This window comes from Parvularcula marina, from assembly GCF_003399445.1.
GTDB classification, from domain to species: Bacteria; Pseudomonadota; Alphaproteobacteria; order Caulobacterales; family Parvularculaceae; genus Parvularcula; species Parvularcula marina.
The window spans coordinates 2360668-2378428 of the sequence record NZ_QUQO01000001.1 but is presented as its reverse complement, the minus strand read 5'-3'; the positions used below and the strand labels follow the sequence as shown (position 1 = coordinate 2378428).

The following is a 17761-nucleotide window of genomic DNA, read 5'->3' as shown; positions in this document are numbered from 1 at the left end:
CAGAGGCGATGACATTTGCGCCCATGCGGTCCATGCTCGGATGATGAGTGACACAGAAGACCTGATCCGCTGGCGCCGCCACCTTCACGCCCATCCCGAGACCGCCTTTGAGGAGGTCGAGACGGCAAAGATGGTCGCGGACCTCCTCACCTCTTTCGGTATTGAGGTGACGACCGGCATTGGCGGCACGGGCGTTGTCGGGGTTCTCAAGCGTGGCGATGGCCCCAATGTGGGCTTACGCGCCGATATGGATGCCCTGCCGATCCGCGAGAAGAATGAGTTCAGCCACGCCTCGACCCATGACGGAAAGATGCATGCCTGCGGGCATGACGGGCACACGACCATGCTGCTCGGGGCCGCGCGGGAACTCGCCGCAATGGATGACTGGGCGGGCACGATCACCTTCATCTTTCAGCCAGCGGAGGAAAATGAAGGCGGCGCCATCGCGATGATCGAGGATGGGCTCTTCGAGCGCTTCCCCGTCGATGCGGTCTTTGGCCTGCATAACTGGCCGGGCCTGCCCGCAGGGCAGTTCACCGTGCGGGCAGGGCCGATGATGGCCGCCTATGATATTTTCGAGATTCGCCTCACCGGGCGCGGCGCCCATGCCGCCATGCCGCATCTGGGCACCGATACGCTAGTCGCCGCCGCGCAGCTGGTCACGGAGCTTCAGACCCTCGTCTCGCGCCGGGTCAATCCGCTGCACCCCGCCGTCGTCAGCGTGACCCAGATCCATGGCGGGGATGCCTATAACGTCCTGCCCGCTGAATCCATCATTCGCGGCTGTGTACGGACGTTCCATGATGAGGCGCGCAGCGTCATCCGGGATGTGATGGCTGAAATGGCTGAAGCCGTCGCGACGACCGCCGGGCTGACGGCATCGGTTGATTACGACCAGCGCTATGTCGCAACCGTGAACAGTGAGGCCGAAACCGCGCTGGCCAAACGCGCGGCAGGCGATGCCCTTGGCCCCGATGCGATTGTGGAGGGCGTTGACCCCTCAATGGGGTCAGAGGATTTCGGCGCCATGCTGGAGGCCAAACCCGGCGCCTATGTCTGGCTCGGCAATGACCATCCGGCGGGGGAGAATTTCGGCCTCCACCATGACCGCTATGATTTCAATGACGAGATCCTGGAACCCGGCGTCCGCTACTGGGTGAGCCTTGCACGGCGGTTCCTTGAGGAGCGGGGGTGAGGCAGCCCCCAACTCACCCTTCAGTTGAAGTGAAGTCATCCTCAAGTTAAGCTCCCCATATCGCCATCAACTGGCGAATGGAGGGGGAGACATGCGGCGCAGTATATTGGGCATCACCACACTTCTGTTGAGCTGCATGAGCATTGCTCCTGCATTTGCAGCGGAAGAGAAAACTCCAGAACCCCTACAACAGCCGGCCCCACCACTCGGCATGTATCTTCACTGCGTTGCCCCAGACGCGATACCCGAAGACGGGTACGTCGGTAGCGTCGATGTCGCATACGGATTGACCCGGACGGGGAGGACGATTGATCTGGAAGTTTCCTCCTCGACCGATCCATGCCTTGAGGACTCCGCCACTAAAATGGTGGGGCTTTGGATCTATAACCCGCGATCGATCCCGAAACCGAAACGCGGCGCCCCGCTGCAAATGAACGCCACGTTGAAATACCAGCTTTTCGACGAAAACGAAGCGAACAAGGAAGAATATTTGATCAGGCTTCGTGAGGCCATCATTGTCCGGAGGAAAACAGGCAATGATGCCGTTCCCGAACGCCGGAAACCACCTGCTCTAAACGATTTCAGAGACTGTATCCGAAGCGCCGACTTCAGGCTCGAACGGGTGGTTGTTGCCTTCGATGTTTCCCCAGAGGGAAAACCGGTGAATACGAGAATACTGGGCAGCTCGAGTAAATGCTTCGAAAAGGCTGCAATCCGCTCGGTGGAAAGATGGACTTACGCCCCCCGGATGATTGACGGAAAACCCGCTGCTCATACTGACATCACGTCATCTATCGAATTTCAGATTGGCGAAAGGTAAGCTCCAAGGTTTGTGTGATCTGAACAAGAACGCACGCGGATTTCGCCCTCGCTCAATACCCCCTGCCTGATCGCGTCATCGTCATTACGGATCGGCCGATTAAACTGCGCGTCCCCAAATTTAACCACTGTAAAGACTTGCGTGATACTATCACGCTCACTATCTGAGGCACCATCCAAGGGCGCCGCCCTATCCCTGTTGCGTTGAGTTCCCTATGTCCGAAAACCCTGCCGCCTATCCCTGCTCAGGCCATTCCTCCCGCCTGATCGATCTGGGGGCTGCGGGGCTCTCTGGCCTTTGCATTATGCACTGCCTTGCGCTTCCCATACTCGCAGGGTTCCTGCCGCTCGTCGGGACGATTTCCGACAATCACCTCATCCACCAAATGATGGCGCTGACTGCCGTGCCGCTGTCGCTTTTCGCGGTCCTCCTGCGGCAGAAAACGGGACGCGAGAGAGCATTCTTCCCGCTGATCCTCGCAGGTCTCGGCTTCCTTCTTTTGGGCGCCTTCATCGAGGCGGTTGAGGATTATGAGCGGCTGCTGACCGTGACCGGCGCGCTGCTGATTGCCACGGGGCACGTTCTGCGCCTGAGACGACACAGCTAAGGCAGCCTAATAGCACCTACAGCCCTGCCAGCTTTCTAATCCGTCCGGCATTCAGCCTGATCTTCATCCAGACACGGATGAACTCCCCCCATTGACGGAACATCTGGCCGACCGGGTTGCCGGTCTTCCATTTTTGATATTTCTGCCGCTGGCGAAGGGTATCGAAGTACTTCACCTCCGAGCCGCCGCCATAGGCACGCGCATACCAGTTGAGAAAGAGAACGATGCCGTAACCGCGCATCATCTCCGCCCATTCCAGTTTTGACGCGAGCGCAATCGCTGCCTCGAAATCGGATTTAAGGATCGCCCGCTCGCCCGAGATCGGCCCGAAGAGCCAGCCCCAGAAAGCCTTCACCGCGCCATTGCGTGCCCATCCCGGCCAGTTGGGCGGTACGCCGCGGGAGCTGGTCACCTGCATTCTTGTCCCCTCACGGAACGAATCGATCAGGGTCTGCATATGCCCGGGCTCGAGGCCCACAAGGTCAGCATCACACCACAGGACGATGGCTTCGGGCTCCATCCCCTCAAGATGATGCATGATCGCCTGCCCCACCGGCACTTTTTCCGGCAGGCTGATCACCTTCACCCCGGCGGCTCGGGCGATCTCGGCGGTTGCATCCTCGGAGCAGTCATCGACGACCTGCACCCGGGTGATGCCGTTCACCTGTTTGAGCGTCTCAAGGATCGCGCCGATCGTTTCGGCCTCGTTATAGGCCGTCACACAAGCGATGACGGGCAGATCCTGACGGGCGAGAGCGGGCATGGCACGAACCGTTTACAACAATGACGCCGCCCCTTTTGCAGGCGCCCGGCACGCGCCTCAACCTCTCACGCTTCTCATTGGCACGGGCGGGCGGGCTTTGTTAGGAAGGGGTTCGAACAAGCGGGAGTTCCAGATGACGAAACGGGCCATTGGGATTTGGGCGGCATTGCTGGCCGGGATTTCGGGCGCATCAGCGCAGGAAATCGACCAGGCGAAATACGACGCCTTCATCACCTCGTTCAAGGCAGAAGCCATGGCGAAAGGCATTTCGGCGGAAGTCTATGATCGCGAGATGGCAAGTGCGAAACCGATGCAAATCGTCGTTGATCGTAATAATAATCAGCCCGAATTTGCACAGGCCATCTGGACTTACCTCGACAGCGCCGTGTCCGACCGGCGCATCTCCGACGGGCTGAACAACACTGCTGCGCGCGCCGCGATCCTCGATAAGGTCGAGGCCAAATATGGCGTCGACAAGGAAATCATCGGCGCGATCTGGGGGCTGGAGAGCTCTTATGGCGCGATCCTCGGCAGCCATGACGTGATCTCGGCGCTCTCAACGCTGGCCTATGACGGACGACGGCAGAGTTTCGGCAAGTCCCAGCTGATCGGGGCCCTGACAATTATTCAGGACGGCTACGCGCGTCGTGACCAGCTCAAAGGCTCATGGGCCGGCGCAATGGGTCAGACCCAGTTCATCCCGACCACCTATCTTGCCTTTGCCATTGATGAAAATGGTGATGGCCTAAAAGATCTGTGGGCTGATCATGAAGATGTCTTTGCTTCGACCGCCAACTATCTGGCCAAATCAGGCTATAAGGCTGATCAGCCATGGGGATTTGAAGTGACCCTGCCGGACGGGTTTGACTACTCACAAGCGAGCCTTCGGACCGAGAAAACTGTCAGCAGCTGGCATCAGCTAGGCGTTGCACTCCCCACCGGCAGCCTTGCTGATAAGGCGGATTTCAACGCTAGCGCTTCTGTCATTGTTCCAGCCGGCGCAAACGGCCCCGCCTTCATGGTGCTCGATAATTTCCGGGCGATCATGAAGTACAACAACTCGACCTCCTACGCGCTGGGCATCGGGCGGCTGTCCGATGCAATCGCCGGACGGGGCCAGCCCCTCTCCGCTGAGTGGCCGCGCGATGACCGGCCGCTGTCGCTCAGTGAGCGGAAGATGCTTCAGGAAGTTTTGACCGCAAAAGGCTACAACCCCGGTCCTGTAGACGGTATTATCGGTGCTGGTACGCAGGCTGCGATCCGCCAGTGGCAAAAGGATCAAGGCGTGGCCGCCGACGGCTATGCCTCGGCCAAAACCCTTGCTGCCATGCAGGCCGGATGAGTCGCCTTCCCCGACCGGACATTTCGCGGGACGGGGAGGCCTTACGCTCGAACCAGTTCGGCGATATTTATTATCAGGAGGCAGACGGCCTCGCTGAGACACGGCACGTCTTCCTTGACGGCAATGATCTACCCGAGCGGTTTGCCCGGCATGCCGGCACTCGCCCGTTTATCATCGGGGAGTTGGGCTTTGGCACGGGGCTCAACCTGCTAGCTGCGGCGCATCTTTTTGAAGAAGTCGCCCCCAGCGAGGCCCGGCTTCATTTCTGGTCTGCTGAAGGCTTTCCGCTGGACCCGGAAGAATTGGGAGGAATCCTCTCCGCCATCACAACGCGCTGGCCGGAACTGGGCGATTGGGCCGAGCGGCTGGCACGCGCCTATCCCCGCCCCCGGCCCGGTCAGGTGCAGATCGATCTGTCGGACCGTGTCCGCCTGACCCTCGGTTTCGGTCCGGCAACGGAAGTTCTGTCGGAAACGGATTTTCACGCCGATGCGTGGTTTCTTGATGGCTTCTCCCCAGCCCAGAACCCGGAAATGTGGTCGGAAGACCTGCTCCATCTTGCCGCCACGCATACAAGGCCGGGCGGCAGCTTTGCGACCTTCACCGTCGCGGGCGCCGTGCGACGGAGCCTGGAAGCGGCAGGCTTCACCCTTGCCCGGCGGCAGGGCTTCGGCCGCAAGCGCGAGATGCTGACCGGCCGGATGCCGGGAGATGAGACTTCTGCGGCACCACAAATCCGGAAGCTGACGATTATCGGCGCCGGGATCGCCGGAGCATGTGCGGCATTCGAGGCGCGGCGTGCCGGGTTGGATGTTGAGATCATTGATCGGGAGAGCCCCGGTGCGGGAGCTTCCGGCAACCCGGCTGGGCTCCTCATGCCGCGGCTTGAGGCGCAGGATAATCCGGCGGCCCGGTTCTATCGCGACGCGTTCCTCTTTGCCCGGCGGTTTTATGGTGATCACTCTCCCGATGCACTTTTGGCTTTTGGAGGGGCGATGCAGGGCGAGACTGAACGCTACCATCGTGTGCTTGAGACTGGATTATGGCCAGACGGCGAGCTGCATCTGGAAGCGGACCGGCTTCTTGCAGGTGCCGCCGCCCTACTTTCCCCACGAGATGCCATCGCTGCACTGATCGAAGGATGTTCCTTCCGTCAGGGGCAGGTAGAGGCCATTGATCAGTCCAGTGAGCATATCACGCTCACCCTCAGAGACGGCACTGTCGAGAGCGATGCAGTGCTAGTCTCTGCAGGGCCTCGCTCAGCTAAACTTGCCGGGTTCGAAGAAGACATGTCCGCGTCTCGTGGGCAGGTCGATATATTTGCGGGACCTGCGCCCCCCCACATCCTGACCGAGGGCACCTATATCGCGCCGCTCGACAGCCTGCTGATTGCCGGGGCTACATATGATCCTGCGCAAGCTGATGACGTACCCGAACCCGATGAAGCAAGCTCCGCTGCTAACCGGGTTGCTGCCGAAGCACTGCTTCATAGACCAGCCGGAAACTGGATCTCGGCGCGCGCATCCTTGCGCGCCACGACGCGAGACCGTCATCCTATTGCGGGAGAGCTTGATGAGAGCGGGCGAGTTTTTGCCCTGACGGGGCTCGGATCTCGCGGGCTTGTCACAGCTCCAATCCTGGCCCGGCACTTGATTGCCCGAATGACAGGAGACGTCTCGCCCCTGTCTCTGCCCATTTCATGCTTCGCTGCCCCCGGACGATTTGCGGAACGTCGCCGCCGGCGCGGACAGAGCTGAGACGCAATTCCCTATAAACTGGCCTCGGACATAAAAAAACACCGGCTCAACTGAACCGGTGTTTTCAAATCTTGGATTGAAGAAAAGCAGATCAGCCAGCGTCGGTGGCTTCTTCATCTGCTGCTTCACCTTCTTCTTCGGTTGCAGCCGCTTCTTCTTCATCGCTAGCAGCGTTCGGATCAAGCGGGCGACCCTGCTCATCCGTCCGAGCGATCAGCGCGCGACATTCAGAGACATCTGATTCGTTCACAGCACCACCGAGGTCGGCCAGATCAACCAGTGAGTCACAACGATCGCGTTCACGTTGCAGACGTTCCTGGCGCTGGATGCGTTCGATTTCCGCCTGCTGACGAAGTGTCCGTTCGTAAGCGTCGATATATGCGATCCAGCCTTGAGCCGAGTTCCGCGAACGCGGGCTGTTCAGCGCACGTTCAAAGGCACGGCGCGCACGGCGGCGGCCATCGGCAGAGTCCGGATCGAGCTGGAAGTAGGCGTTGCCGAGCAACAGGTTGATATCCCCGCGGTCCTGTGCGGACAACCCGCCCCGCTCGAGCGCTTCGTTCAGGGCACGGATGCCTTCTTCGAAGCGTTCACTGGCCATGTAGCTCTGGCCAAGGCGGTAATAGAGCTCACCCGACGGTGAGATCCGTGCCGCAGCAGAAAGGGCTTCAATCGCCTTGTCCTGCTCACGAGACATGGACCAGAGCTGAGAAAGAAGAGTGAGATTATCGAGGTCACGCTTGACGGCACCAGCCGCCATTTCCTCTTCGATCAGCTTGGCCCCGCGATAGGGGTTGTCGAGCGAAGAATAGTACTGCGCGAGGGCGATGATCTTGTCCTCATCCGTGATGAGACCGGCATTATAGGCAGCTTCAAGTGTCGCGAGCGCGTCCTTGCGGCGGCCAGCTGCATCGTAAGAACCTGAAAGCTGGGCCCAGTAGCCTTCCTCATTCGGGAAGCGCTCCACCATCTCTTCGAGGAGACGGCCGCGTTCAGCATTCAGTTGGAGTTCGGAGTAGATCAGGTTGAGAAGATCGTAGCTCTTCTTCTCTTTTTTCTCGTCATATTGCAGCGCGCGCTCCGCAGGACGGCGGGCTTTCTGGTAATTGCCTTGCGAAACATATGCAGCAGCAAGGATGTACCAGGCATTGGTATCTTCGACATTGCCCTCTTCAGCGAGGTAAAGCTCCATAAAGCGGATCGCATCAGCGTAGCGTTCCTGCGTGAAATAGAGCTGAGCAACATAATACCGGATCTGCTTCAGGCGATCGAAAGGCAGCTCATCAAGCTGGAGGATGCGCTCGAAATCGCGAAGAGCAGCGGCATAATTTTCCTGCTGCGCGTAGATACCAGCACGTAGTTCCAGCGAAGTTGATTCGTCAAACTTGCTGAGGCCGTCGCGGCTCAACAGGCGGTTCAGCGAATCCATCGCTTTGGCGTAGTTCGGCGGTTCGGAGTTAATGTCGTTGAAGACTTCCTGCAGGACACGAGCTGTCGAGGTCGACAGGCTGAGCCGTGCCCGGCGGCGTTCTTCCTCCGGCGTCTGATTACTTTGGGCCGTGGCGGCATTAGCTGTCGAAGCAAACGGCGTTGCTCCAGGCAGAGCCCCCATTCCGACCAGGGCCATAATCGCAGCGGCAGACAGATGTTTACGCATGCTGTTCAGTCTCTTCGTCAGACGCGGGTAGGCACCTAAAAATCGGTCACCGTCCGCCAAAATCCCTATTTGTCGCTACCGCCGGATCTCCGCCGGTAACCGGGAGGGGACACGCTCATCGCATCCCTCCCCTTTTTGCTTGCTGGCCAACCAGACGGGCTGGCCAAACCCTTAGCCTTCGCCGCCCACCTGGAATTCGATGGTAGTGCGAACGCCGAACCGCGGCTCCGGACTGCCGTCCACGATTTTCGGGTTATATTTCCAGCGTTGGGCAGAGCGGATAGCAGCCCGCTCGTAACAACGATCCGTGGAGCCGACGACGCGAACGTTGGCCACCTGACCTTCTGGCGTCACGTCAAACTCAAGCACAACCCGCTCGGTCTTCTGTTCGTCGGACCGGATGCAGCGCTGGAAGTCAGACAGCTGCGGCGGGATCCGAACGATCGGCTGGGCGTCGCGGTCCGGGTTGAAACCAGAGCCGATATCGACATTGGCCTCGAAAGTCGGGGCAACAGCCTGAACCCCATCCACCTGCGGCTGGAAGTTCTGTTGGTTGATAGCCGGCGGCGGGGGCGGCGGCTGGTCAAGAGCCGGACGCTCGAACACCTTCTGGTTCCGAACTTCAGAGTCCGTCAGGTTCCGCTGGAAGTTGATGTTGATGTCATCGCTTTCTTCAACTTCCGGCAGCTGGTCCACGCGAACGAGACCATACATCAGCAAGAAGAGGAAGACTGTCACCACGGCGGCGACAGGAAGACCGAGTACACTACGAAAGATCGATGCCATGTCGTGTGCCCCCGTCAGATTTTTTCAGTGGAGACCGCGACATCATCGATGCCCGCGTCCTTCACTTCGTTGAGTACTTCGATGAGCGTTTCAGAACGCGAAGCGACATCGGCCTGCACGACCGCGCTGCCTTTCGGCGTTTCCTTACGCAACTCGCGGATCGCATAGCTCAGCTCACTGAGTTCGACCTGCTCGTTATTGATGAAGATCTCGTCTTCCGCCGAGATGGCAACAAGAATGGAGACTTTCTTCTGTGCTTCCTGAAGTTCCACTTTCGGGCGCTCGGGATCGATCCCCGGTTCCTTGATGAAGGTGGACGTCACGATGAAGAAGATCAGCATGATGAACACGATGTCGAGAAGCGGCGTCACGTTGACGTCATCTTCGTCACCACCGGCCGGCGCTCTAAGCGGTCGTCTAGCCATCGGTCTCTTCCGTCTTTCCTATGGCCGGGAGCCGGCCAAACTTTACTTTCCAAATTGGGGAGCGCCGCATGGTGGGCGCCCGCCCGATCTTAGTTGCCGCTCGCCAGAGTGAGCGTGATCTGCGAATTCCGGACAGTTTCATCCGGGGCCGCCTGGCGTGCCTGGTCGAGCACGGTGATCGTCGTTCCGGTCCGGGCGTCAGGCGTCGCATTGACGATCACGACACCTTTGGGCTCTTTCGCGAGGAACTGTTCGACCACTGAAGTCACTGACCGGGGATCAACCTGACGGATGTCATCCACTCGGATGAAACCATCAGCCTGGACCGTCAGCAGCATGCTGGGCGGTGGATCTTCCGGCTCATCCTGGCTGTCCGGCGGAAGGTTCGGATCGAACCCGTCTTCGTAAACGAAGGTCGCCGTCACGATGAAGAAGATCAGCATGATGAAGACGATATCAAGCAGGGGCGTCACATTGACGTCAGCCGCCTCGTCTCCTGTTCTTCTGCGTCTCGCCATGAACTTATCCGATCACAATGTTGTGGGTGGCATCGCGCACTTCGCGCTGGGCCATGCCCTCAATGATATTGGCCATCACGATACCGGACAGCGAAGCGACGAGGCCCGCCATGGTCGGGATGGTTGCCTTGGTGATCCCGCCCGCCATCAGGCGCGCATTGGATGAACCCGTCGAAGCCATCACATCGAACACCTCGACCATGCCCGTCACTGTGCCCAGAAGGCCCAGCAGCGGCAGGATCGCGATAAGGCCCTTGATCACGCCAAGATTGGACATGGTCGTCTGACCTACTTCCGAAATCGACTTTTCGCGGATCGCAAAAGCATACCAGGACGTCTTGTCCGACCGGGCTTCCCAGGACTTCTCTGCGCGTTTGCGCACAGAAGACCCACCCGTGACGAAGAACAGAACCCGTTCGAGGACCAGCAGCCACATCACGAACGTCACCGCCATGATGACGACCAGAACGTTGCCGCCCGCGGCGAAGAACGCTTGGAGATTATCCAGAGCGTTCGCAGGGTTGAATACGTCCAGCATAGGACAGTCTCCCTTCGCCTAAGCGCTTACGACCGGCTCTCAGCCCGCTCCGCAATCATGCCAGCAGCCTGCTCTTCAAGGGTCTGGACCACCGATTTGGAGAAGCCTGACGCAAAAGCGTGCAGCAGCAGGAGCGGGATAGCTGCGATAAGACCAAGCACCGTGGTAACGAGCGCCTGAGAAATACCGCCGGCCATGATCTTCGGATCGCCTGTACCGAACAGAGTGATCTGCTGGAAGGTGATGATCATGCCGACAACCGTACCCAGAAGGCCGAGCAGCGGTGCGATAGCCGCGAAGACTTTCACGAGGTTCAGACCACGCTCGAGTTTCGGGATTTCGCGAAGAACTGCATCGTCCAGCTTGAGGGCCAGCGTTTCAGCATCCGCATTCGGATTGCTTTCATATGCCATCATGACACGGCCGAGCGGGTTACCACGCGACGGCGACTTGCGGCGTACCTGACCCTTCACGGCCGAATTGGTCATGAACAGGGTGAAGAGCTTGAGAAGACCGATCACAACACCGACTGCGAAGACGATCGCGATGACCTTACCAACAAGACCACCCTGGTTGAAACGCTCCTGAAGGTCAGGGCTGTCAACATAGAGGTCGAGAAGCTGACCGGAGGTCGGGTCAATCGTGCCGGCCGTGTAGCCGTCACCGCTGTAGGATGCGACGCTGCGAGCGTTCGATGTCGCGTCTTTGACATTCGGCTGTTTTTTCAGCTCGGTCAGGCGCGGCACGGCGTTTTCTGCGTCTTTCATGGTGTAGTATTCACCACCGGAGAAGGCGACGAACGGCCCGATACGGGTCACTTCAGCGGTATCGCTCTCACCTTTGGTATTCCAGACAGTCGCGTTGAATTTCGAAACTTTCGACTGGCCGATCATTTCTTCCATATGCGTTTCGTAGATGAAGATAAGCTCATCCACGGAAGGCAGGGTCTTGGCTTCCGCCGTCTTGCGGAGGATTGCCGAACGGCCCGGATACTCAGCCGAGATCACAGAGCCGTCGAGCTGGGCAGCGAGGTCAGCAGCAGCCGAACGAGCAGCACCGAAGAGCTCGCCGAACTCGCCCTGCTGGGCTTCCAGTTCAGTTTGCAGCTCACGGATGCGGTCGTCATTCGCGCGGAACTCAGCTTCGATCCGATCCGATTCAGCTTCGGCTGCATTCACCTGGCCACGAACCTGGTTGAGGCGAGCTTGCTGCTGGTTTCGTTCCGCAAGGAAGCGCTGCTCGCGCTCGCGGTTTTCCTGAGCGGCCTGACGGCGCTCTTCCCGGGCCTGACGAAGAATGTCGTCAAGCGAGATGTCTTGAGCAGAGGCGATACCGCCCGTCGCAGCGATGACGGCTGCAGCTGCAAGAATGCCGGATTTCATGGTCTTGAACATGGTCATTTCTTTCAAACCCTTCTCTCAGCCGCTTACTGGCCCGACGTAGCGTCAACTGGCGCGGACACAGGAATGATCATGAGATCAGGCGGAAGTTGTTCTTTTGCGATACGCATGCCGGTGACGACATCGTCAAGGAAGCCGCGGTCGAGGTCGACGAAGTCGCCGACTGAACGATCGTAAATCCGCAGAACGCTGTCATCAGCTGTCTTGTAGATCAGTGCGAGACGGCCAATGCGCAGATACTCGACTTTGAGCTCTTCGCCATTGTTGTCGACGACGCCTTCATAGGAGTCGAGCGTCCGGCCATATTCGTTCTCGATCTGGAAGGCTTCCATGATCAGATTGTAGCGGGAGGCCGCTGTCTGAGTGGAGTCTGCCATGACGTTCCGCAGGCGGGCGATCCGGGCTGCGCGCTCTTCTTCAAGGAAGGGCATGTCAGCTTCGACGAAAGCCGCAAGGTCTTCCATCATGTCATCGAGAAGCGGCTGCGTTGCACGCTGCAGACCTTCGATGTTTTCCACGTCCTGCTGGAGGCCCTGGATTTCAAGAAGCTGGTTCTCAACCTCACGCTGACGGCTGGCATTAAAGCGCCGCAGCAGGTCACGCTGTTTCTGGGCTGCGCGGAAGTCGCCGAGCAGTTCCGCAGCCTGATCATCGAGTTCCTCGACGCGCTGCTGGGAAGCTGCACCTTCGTCCACCGCAGCGCGGCTTTCATCAAGCGCCGCGCGGAATTGTGCAGAAGCTGGCGAGGTCATCGCCAGCGTCATCAGGGCCGCAGACCCCAGAAAAGCAAGTTTTCTCATCATTTGCTCACCTACCGGATGTTTCCGTTTAACTGGCCAGACCTGGCCGTCCTCTGGTTAAGGGCGGAGGTTCCGCCAGAAAATTCGAAAGGCCCGATTAACTCAGACCTCGACCGAACGCGTCAGATCACGTCCCGTTCCGTCACCCCTCAAAGTGGCCGGGACCCCTCCCCGACCTATTCGCGATGATTGGTTAAAATCCTGCAAAAAGCAATGCCCCGACACGCACACGCGCACGCCGTCGATGCCCGGAGATCACCAACTCACTGATACGATATCACAGGAAAGGCCCAGACCCGTCAACCGATTAAATTGAAACTGTTTGAATCCGCCCTCGGAAGGTCTCTAAATCCTTGCAAAACAATAGAAAATCAATTCTCGATTCGGCTAGAAATCGCCAAAATAAACACACGCATTTTCATTGTTGCAGTGCACACATTCCCCTTCCGCGAGCACAGACAAGACTTGAATAGTCGCAAAAAATTCATGCTTCAGTTGAGAATATTTTGGGAAGGACTGGCTGGGGTGGCAGGATTCGAACCTGCGAATGGCGATACCAAAAACCGCTGCCTTACCACTTGGCCACACCCCATCAGGAGAGCGGGTCTATATCCAAGGCTGATAGGGAGCGCAACAGCCCATTTGACCGATTTTTGACCGTTTTTTGGACCCTCGAGAATTTCGATTGCATGGCTGCTTCCAAGCGGTTATGGCGCGCGCTCGTCGGAGTGTAGCTCAGCCTGGTAGAGCACTGTCTTCGGGAGGCAGGGGTCGTGAGTTCGAATCTCGCCACTCCGACCATTTTCCGGCAGGAACGCGTCAGGAGACGCCCATGCCCTTGATCCCTCTAGCCCCCCAATTCCTCGTCGCGCCCCAGCTGAGTCCAGCCGATTTCGATGCCGCCAAAGAAGACGGCGTCACACATGTCATCTGCAATCGCGTCAAAGGCGAAGCGCCAGGTCAGCCCACCATGGCCGAGATGGCAGAGGCTGCGGCCGAGCGCGGCATAAGTTTTGAGGTGATCTCAGCCTCACAAGGCCTGACGCCCGCACAGATGGAGGCACTCGATCTGGCGATTGCCACCCACTCAAAGATCCTCGCTTATTGCGCCAGCGGCAAACGCTCTGCCCTCCTCTGGGCGGCAACCCGCGTGCAGGCCGGCGATGATCTGGAGAACGTGATGTCGGCAACCGAAGCTGCTGGGTTTGATTTCTCTGGCTTCCGCAGCGGGCTTGCCTCTCTCGCGCCCTCTGGCTGAGCCCCGTCATGGTTCCTTTTATTCGCGCCTTTGATTTCACCCATGGCGAGCCGGACCGATTGTCCCCGCTGATCACAAGGGTGATTGCGAAGAATCCGGGGCCGTTCACGTTTACGGGGTCCGGCACCTATCTGATCGGCGATGAGCGCGGCGTGGCCGTGATTGATCCGGGACCGGAGGATGAGGCACATGCGCAGGCCGTCATTGCGGCAGCACCCGGCCCCATCACTCATATCCTTGTCACCCACACCCATCTCGATCATTGCGGCGGAACTTCGCGCCTCAAAGAGCTGACCGGCGCGGTGGTACTTGGCCATGGCGCTCATGAGGTTGAGAAAGGCGCCGCGCCGCCAGCACTCGATGAGGGCGCGGATTTCAATTTCCGTCCGGATACGGAGATCAAGGACGGACATCTCCTTGAGCTGCCCTCAGCGCGGCTGCGGGCGGTCCACACGCCGGGGCATTGCGCCAATCATCTCTGTTTCTCTCTGGAAGACGAGCGCGCGCTCTTTACCGGCGATCACATCATGGGCTGGGCCACAACGGTGGTCGCACCGCCCGATGGCGACATGGATGACTATTTCTCCAGTCTCGATCTCTTGCTGGCGCGCGATGATGAGGTCTACTACCCCACCCATGGCGCGCCGGTGCCAAACCCGCAGGAATTCGTCCGTGCCGTGAGGGTGCATCGGGAGAAGCGCGATGAGTCGATCCTCGCCGCCGTGACCGCCGCGCCGCAATCGCCGCTAGAGATTGCCCGCATCGTTTACACTGATATCGATCCGGCTATGCATTTTGCTGCAGCGCTCAATGTCGAGGCGCATCTGGAACGGCACGTCAAACGAGGTTCAGTCCGCCGCCATGAGGATGGCGGGTTCTCGGCGGGTTAGTCCGTATCAAGCCGGTATTTAAGAAACCGGCTGCCATCATAGTCAATCTCACCGACCTGCTGCGCGCCCAACCGTTCAAGCCCGCGCAGGCTCCGTCGTGACGGCGCAAGCAGGAAGGTGACGTATGGAATGCGCGCATCAGCCTTGGCGATGCTCAACGCCTTGCGCGCAATGCGGGGGCCGAGCCCGAAACTGTCTGGCCGGAGGACGAGACCAAAATCCCATTCCTCCCCCTCTTTCTGAAACCCGCCCCAGCCGACATAGGCCCCGCCCGAGAGAAATGCCCAGTGCCCGAGACCGTCGCGCTGCCAGCAGGCTTCCTTTGCCTGAATAAAGCCTTCCGTTGACTGATGGGTCCACTCAGCTTTGAGCAGCGGCATGTGCTCGGCCATTCTCGGGTCCGACATATGCGCCGTGATCTCTTCAGGTGAGACTTCCGTCAGGCGGACAAACTCGATCTCAGTGCCGGGGTCTTTCATCTGAATACGGAGATAGCTCTGATCAGTCGCGCAGCGCGACCGGCAGGTCGACATGAAGCGCATCGCGGGTCTCTTCGATGAGGCGACGTGCATCGGGGTCTGCCCGCTCATGACTCGCCGCAACCGCCGACATCATGCCGAGCAGGCCCTTCATCTCTTCGAGCGTCAGATGCTCGCGGATCGGCCGGAGAAGCCGCCCGAGGCTGCCCATGACATCGCCTATCTGTCCGACCGCCATGCGGCCAAAGGAGAAGAGACCTTCGGCCTCTTCCTCATCGCTCCCGAAGTGCTCGGACATCAGGCCCATGATCCGGGACTTCTGCTCGACCGTGACTTGCCCATCGCCATAGGCCGCAACCTGCACCAGAAGGATGGCCGCAGCCTCCTTGGGGTCTGTTAGCATTTCGACGAGGCCGGTCGCCCCGGCAGCAGGCCGAACATTCTGGCGGCGGCGGAATTTCCGCGTCTCATTCACCGCAAGGAGGATGCAGACGAGGCCGACGAGAACAGAAAACGCGATCACTCGATCAGATCTCCCGGCCGTAAATTTCCGTGCGCAGCCGGTCGGTCTTTTGCTGCAGCATGGGCTGGCGCGGATGCCAGTCGAGGGCATCGCGGTAATGCTCATGCGCGCGAGGCTTGTCCCCCAGCATCAGCGCAAGATCACCCAGCCGTTCGAGGGCATAATAATGGCGCGGCTCAAGCGAGACGGCCCGGCGGAAGGCGCGCAGCGCGGTGCCGGTATCGTTCCGGGCCAGCGCAAGGCGGCCCTCAAGGACGAAGCCTTCGGCAAAACTTGGCGCAATGGAAGTGATATGGGCGACGAGGGTCTCAGCGACCGCAAGGCGGTCTTCATCAATCGCCTTGACCGCGCGCTCAACCAGAATCGCCGTGCCCTCTTCGGGCGGCATCAGCCAGCGGCTTTCAATCTCAGCTTCAAGGACAGACGCATCGCCCCGCCCTTCGCGCAGATCGACGAAGAGCTGCGCCAGCGCCGGGTCGAACTGGTCCGCCTTCGCCGGTGAGGCGAGCGCAGACAGAATCGCGATGAATAAAAAGAACCGCATCCGCACAAGAATAGCGCGGCTCGAAAGCCGCGCCAACAAAAAGCCCGGAAAGGTTATCGTCAGGCCGATGGCCGGGCTCAGCCCTGGCGTGCCTTGTAACGGCGCTGCGTCTTGTTGATGACGTAGATACGGCCTTTACGGCGCACGACACGGCAGTCGGCGTGGCGGTTCTTCAGCGATTTAAGCGAGCTGCGGACTTTCATGATGACCTGTCGAGCGTGCTGGGGCGCTTGCGCGCGGTGTGATTTCGAGCCGCCGCGCATAAAGAATGAGCGCGGCGGGGTCAAGCGGAGTCTTTGTTATTCGAGATCGAGCGCGGCCTCAATGTCGCGCCAGTCGACATATTTATAGTTCTGGGTCGACCCTTCCGGCATGTTGAAGCCGTCCTGCACAAGAAAGACGCCCTTGGGGTAGCCCGGCAGCGCCGCGCTTGAGGCCTCGATACCGTCAGTCTCTTCTGCCCCGTCAATGCCGGTCGCTTCATCCGTGCCGATCGAGAAGCGGCCAAGATAGGTGCCGTCTTCGAGTTTATACACCGCATAGGTGTTATTGCCCTGGCTGGAGGCAATGAGATAGCCGCCCGTCTCGCCTTGCCGGTAGATGGCAAGCCCTTCTATATCGGCGACGATGCCGGTGTCCGAGCCAAGGACATCGATCCGGCGCCCGCCTGTAAGCGGCATCTCTGCCGACGGGTTGAGGTCATAGCGGGTGATGCCGGCATTCTCCTCACCGACATAAAGAGCAGCATTGGGTTCATCGAAGACGCAACCTTCAAGCTGGCTTTCCATTTTCACGGTCTGGAGCAGGGTCGCCTGCGCAGGCTCACCGAAACCGTCGAGCCGGAAGAGATCAACCTCGCCATTCTTATGGGTGACCACCATCAGGACGTTCTCGTCCTGATAGCCCATGCAGAAGCCGTAGGGCTCTTTCCGGGCCGCGGGGAAGCGCCCCATCTCCGTCATCTCGCCGCTTCTTATCGTGAACAGTGTGACTGAATTATCGGTGCGGTTCGTCGCCGCCGCGAGATCGCCCAGCCAGCCGCCGACCGTCACGCGCTGGCGCAGATCGACATTGTTAAGCGCGCCCGAGGGAATGAACTGCACAACGTTGCCCGTAAGATCATAAGAATAGAGCCCAGCCTGTTTGTCCGTCCCGAGAACAAGGCTGCGAGAGGCGTCGCGCGGATCGATCCAGATCGCGGGATCGTCCGCTGCGTCACCAGAGCTGTCGACAGAGGCCGTCTCGACCTTTGCCGTCACAGCAGGGACCGACAGATCCGTCTCTGGCATCTCGTCAATCGGTTCGTAGCCAATGGGCATGGAAGCGCAGGCAGTCAGGAGCAAAGCAGGGAGAAGAAGTGTCGGTTTCATCAGGATCTCATGAATAAAAAGCATCGGCGGTTAAGCGGACGGGGCGCACGGCTTTCACCGTACACCCCGCCCATTTGTCAATTAGAGAG

The 17761-nt window shown here is 59.4% G+C and carries 20 protein-coding genes and 2 tRNA genes; 8 read left to right on the top strand and 14 right to left on the bottom strand.

Annotated elements, in window-relative coordinates:
• Window positions 1-40: 40 nt before the first annotated feature.
• The 3 genes from DX908_RS11470 to DX908_RS11460 all read left to right on the top strand — a co-directional run bounded on the left by DX908_RS11470 (window position 41) and on the right by DX908_RS11460 (window position 2622).
• Window positions 41-1195 carry a M20 aminoacylase family protein gene (locus tag DX908_RS11470; RefSeq protein WP_199564693.1) on the top strand — a complete coding sequence of 385 codons (1155 nt, stop codon included), beginning with the start codon at window positions 41-43 and terminating at the stop codon, window positions 1193-1195.
• Between the two features lie 91 nt (window positions 1196-1286).
• Window positions 1287-2015 (top strand): energy transducer TonB, encoded by a 729-nt coding sequence (locus DX908_RS11465; RefSeq protein WP_116392463.1) that lies wholly within the window; start codon window positions 1287-1289, stop codon window positions 2013-2015.
• Between the two features lie 214 nt (window positions 2016-2229).
• The gene (locus DX908_RS11460) at window positions 2230-2622 is read left to right on the top strand and encodes a MerC domain-containing protein (protein ID WP_116392462.1); all 393 of its coding nucleotides are present in this window, start codon (window positions 2230-2232) and stop codon (window positions 2620-2622) included.
• 16 nt (window positions 2623-2638) lie between these two features.
• Here DX908_RS11460 and DX908_RS11455 read toward each other — a convergent pair whose 3' ends face one another.
• A complete protein-coding gene (locus DX908_RS11455; RefSeq protein WP_116392461.1) occupies window positions 2639-3385 on the bottom strand; it encodes a glycosyltransferase family 2 protein in 747 nt (248 codons plus the stop codon).
• Window positions 3386-3518: 133 nt separating this feature from the next.
• Between DX908_RS11455 and DX908_RS11450 the strand changes: the two genes are divergently transcribed.
• Together DX908_RS11450 and mnmC2 are read left to right on the top strand one after the other, a co-directional pair.
• A complete protein-coding gene (locus tag DX908_RS11450; RefSeq protein WP_116392460.1) occupies window positions 3519-4727 on the top strand; it encodes a lytic murein transglycosylase in 1209 nt (402 codons plus the stop codon).
• Window positions 4724-6484 (top strand): tRNA (5-methylaminomethyl-2-thiouridine)(34)-methyltransferase MnmC2, encoded by a 1761-nt coding sequence (gene mnmC2, locus DX908_RS11445; protein ID WP_116392459.1) that lies wholly within the window; start codon window positions 4724-4726, stop codon window positions 6482-6484. The genes DX908_RS11450 and mnmC2 overlap by 4 nt, the downstream gene beginning before the upstream one ends.
• A 91-nt stretch (window positions 6485-6575) precedes the next feature.
• Here the strand turns inward: mnmC2 and DX908_RS11440 are convergent, their stop codons facing one another.
• The 8 genes from DX908_RS11440 to DX908_RS11405 form a co-directional block, all read right to left on the bottom strand.
• Entirely contained in the window at window positions 6576-8141 is a 1566-nt protein-coding gene (locus DX908_RS11440; protein ID WP_116392458.1) for a tetratricopeptide repeat protein, read from the bottom strand.
• Between the two features lie 171 nt (window positions 8142-8312).
• Window positions 8313-8927, bottom strand: coding sequence for an energy transducer TonB family protein (locus DX908_RS11435; protein ID WP_116392457.1), 615 nt, complete (start codon window positions 8925-8927; stop codon window positions 8313-8315).
• A gap of 14 nt (window positions 8928-8941) precedes the next feature.
• Entirely contained in the window at window positions 8942-9352 is a 411-nt protein-coding gene (locus DX908_RS11430) for an ExbD/TolR family protein (protein ID WP_116392456.1), read from the bottom strand.
• Window positions 9353-9441: 89 nt separating this feature from the next.
• Complete coding sequence (locus DX908_RS11425; protein ID WP_116392455.1) at window positions 9442-9870, bottom strand: ExbD/TolR family protein; 429 nt, start codon at window positions 9868-9870, stop codon at window positions 9442-9444.
• 4 nt (window positions 9871-9874) lie between these two features.
• A complete protein-coding gene (locus tag DX908_RS11420) occupies window positions 9875-10408 on the bottom strand; it encodes a MotA/TolQ/ExbB proton channel family protein (protein WP_116392454.1) in 534 nt (177 codons plus the stop codon).
• A gap of 26 nt (window positions 10409-10434) precedes the next feature.
• Window positions 10435-11802, bottom strand: coding sequence for a MotA/TolQ/ExbB proton channel family protein (locus DX908_RS11415; protein ID WP_158548715.1), 1368 nt, complete (start codon window positions 11800-11802; stop codon window positions 10435-10437).
• Window positions 11803-11834: 32 nt separating this feature from the next.
• Entirely contained in the window at window positions 11835-12611 is a 777-nt protein-coding gene (locus DX908_RS11410; RefSeq protein WP_116392452.1) for a DUF3450 domain-containing protein, read from the bottom strand.
• Between the two features lie 514 nt (window positions 12612-13125).
• Window positions 13126-13200, bottom strand: a tRNA-Gln gene (locus tag DX908_RS11405).
• Between the two features lie 132 nt (window positions 13201-13332).
• On the opposite strand from DX908_RS11405, the gene DX908_RS11400 reads away from it, so the two are divergent.
• The 3 genes from DX908_RS11400 to DX908_RS11390 all read left to right on the top strand — a co-directional run bounded on the left by DX908_RS11400 (window position 13333) and on the right by DX908_RS11390 (window position 14756).
• Window positions 13333-13409, top strand: a tRNA-Pro gene (locus tag DX908_RS11400).
• 31 nt (window positions 13410-13440) lie between these two features.
• Window positions 13441-13866 (top strand): protein tyrosine phosphatase family protein, encoded by a 426-nt coding sequence (locus DX908_RS11395; protein WP_116392451.1) that lies wholly within the window; start codon window positions 13441-13443, stop codon window positions 13864-13866.
• Between the two features lie 8 nt (window positions 13867-13874).
• Entirely contained in the window at window positions 13875-14756 is an 882-nt protein-coding gene (locus DX908_RS11390) for an MBL fold metallo-hydrolase (RefSeq protein WP_116392450.1), read from the top strand.
• On the opposite strand, the gene DX908_RS11385 is transcribed toward DX908_RS11390, so the two are convergent.
• From DX908_RS11385 to DX908_RS11365, 5 genes are all read right to left on the bottom strand, one after another.
• Entirely contained in the window at window positions 14753-15235 is a 483-nt protein-coding gene (locus DX908_RS11385; protein ID WP_116393080.1) for a GNAT family N-acetyltransferase, read from the bottom strand. The genes DX908_RS11390 and DX908_RS11385 overlap by 4 nt on opposite strands.
• Before the next feature lie 22 nt (window positions 15236-15257).
• Complete coding sequence (locus DX908_RS11380) at window positions 15258-15758, bottom strand: TerB family tellurite resistance protein (protein ID WP_158548713.1); 501 nt, start codon at window positions 15756-15758, stop codon at window positions 15258-15260.
• 4 nt (window positions 15759-15762) lie between these two features.
• Window positions 15763-16302: a tetratricopeptide repeat protein gene (locus tag DX908_RS11375; protein WP_147303785.1), complete on the bottom strand. Its 540-nt coding sequence runs from the start codon at window positions 16300-16302 to the stop codon at window positions 15763-15765.
• Between the two features lie 77 nt (window positions 16303-16379).
• Window positions 16380-16505 (bottom strand): type B 50S ribosomal protein L36, encoded by a 126-nt coding sequence (ykgO, locus tag DX908_RS11370; protein WP_116393079.1) that lies wholly within the window; start codon window positions 16503-16505, stop codon window positions 16380-16382.
• A gap of 96 nt (window positions 16506-16601) precedes the next feature.
• A complete protein-coding gene (locus DX908_RS11365) occupies window positions 16602-17672 on the bottom strand; it encodes a phytase (RefSeq protein WP_158548711.1) in 1071 nt (356 codons plus the stop codon).
• Window positions 17673-17761 lie beyond the last annotated feature (89 nt).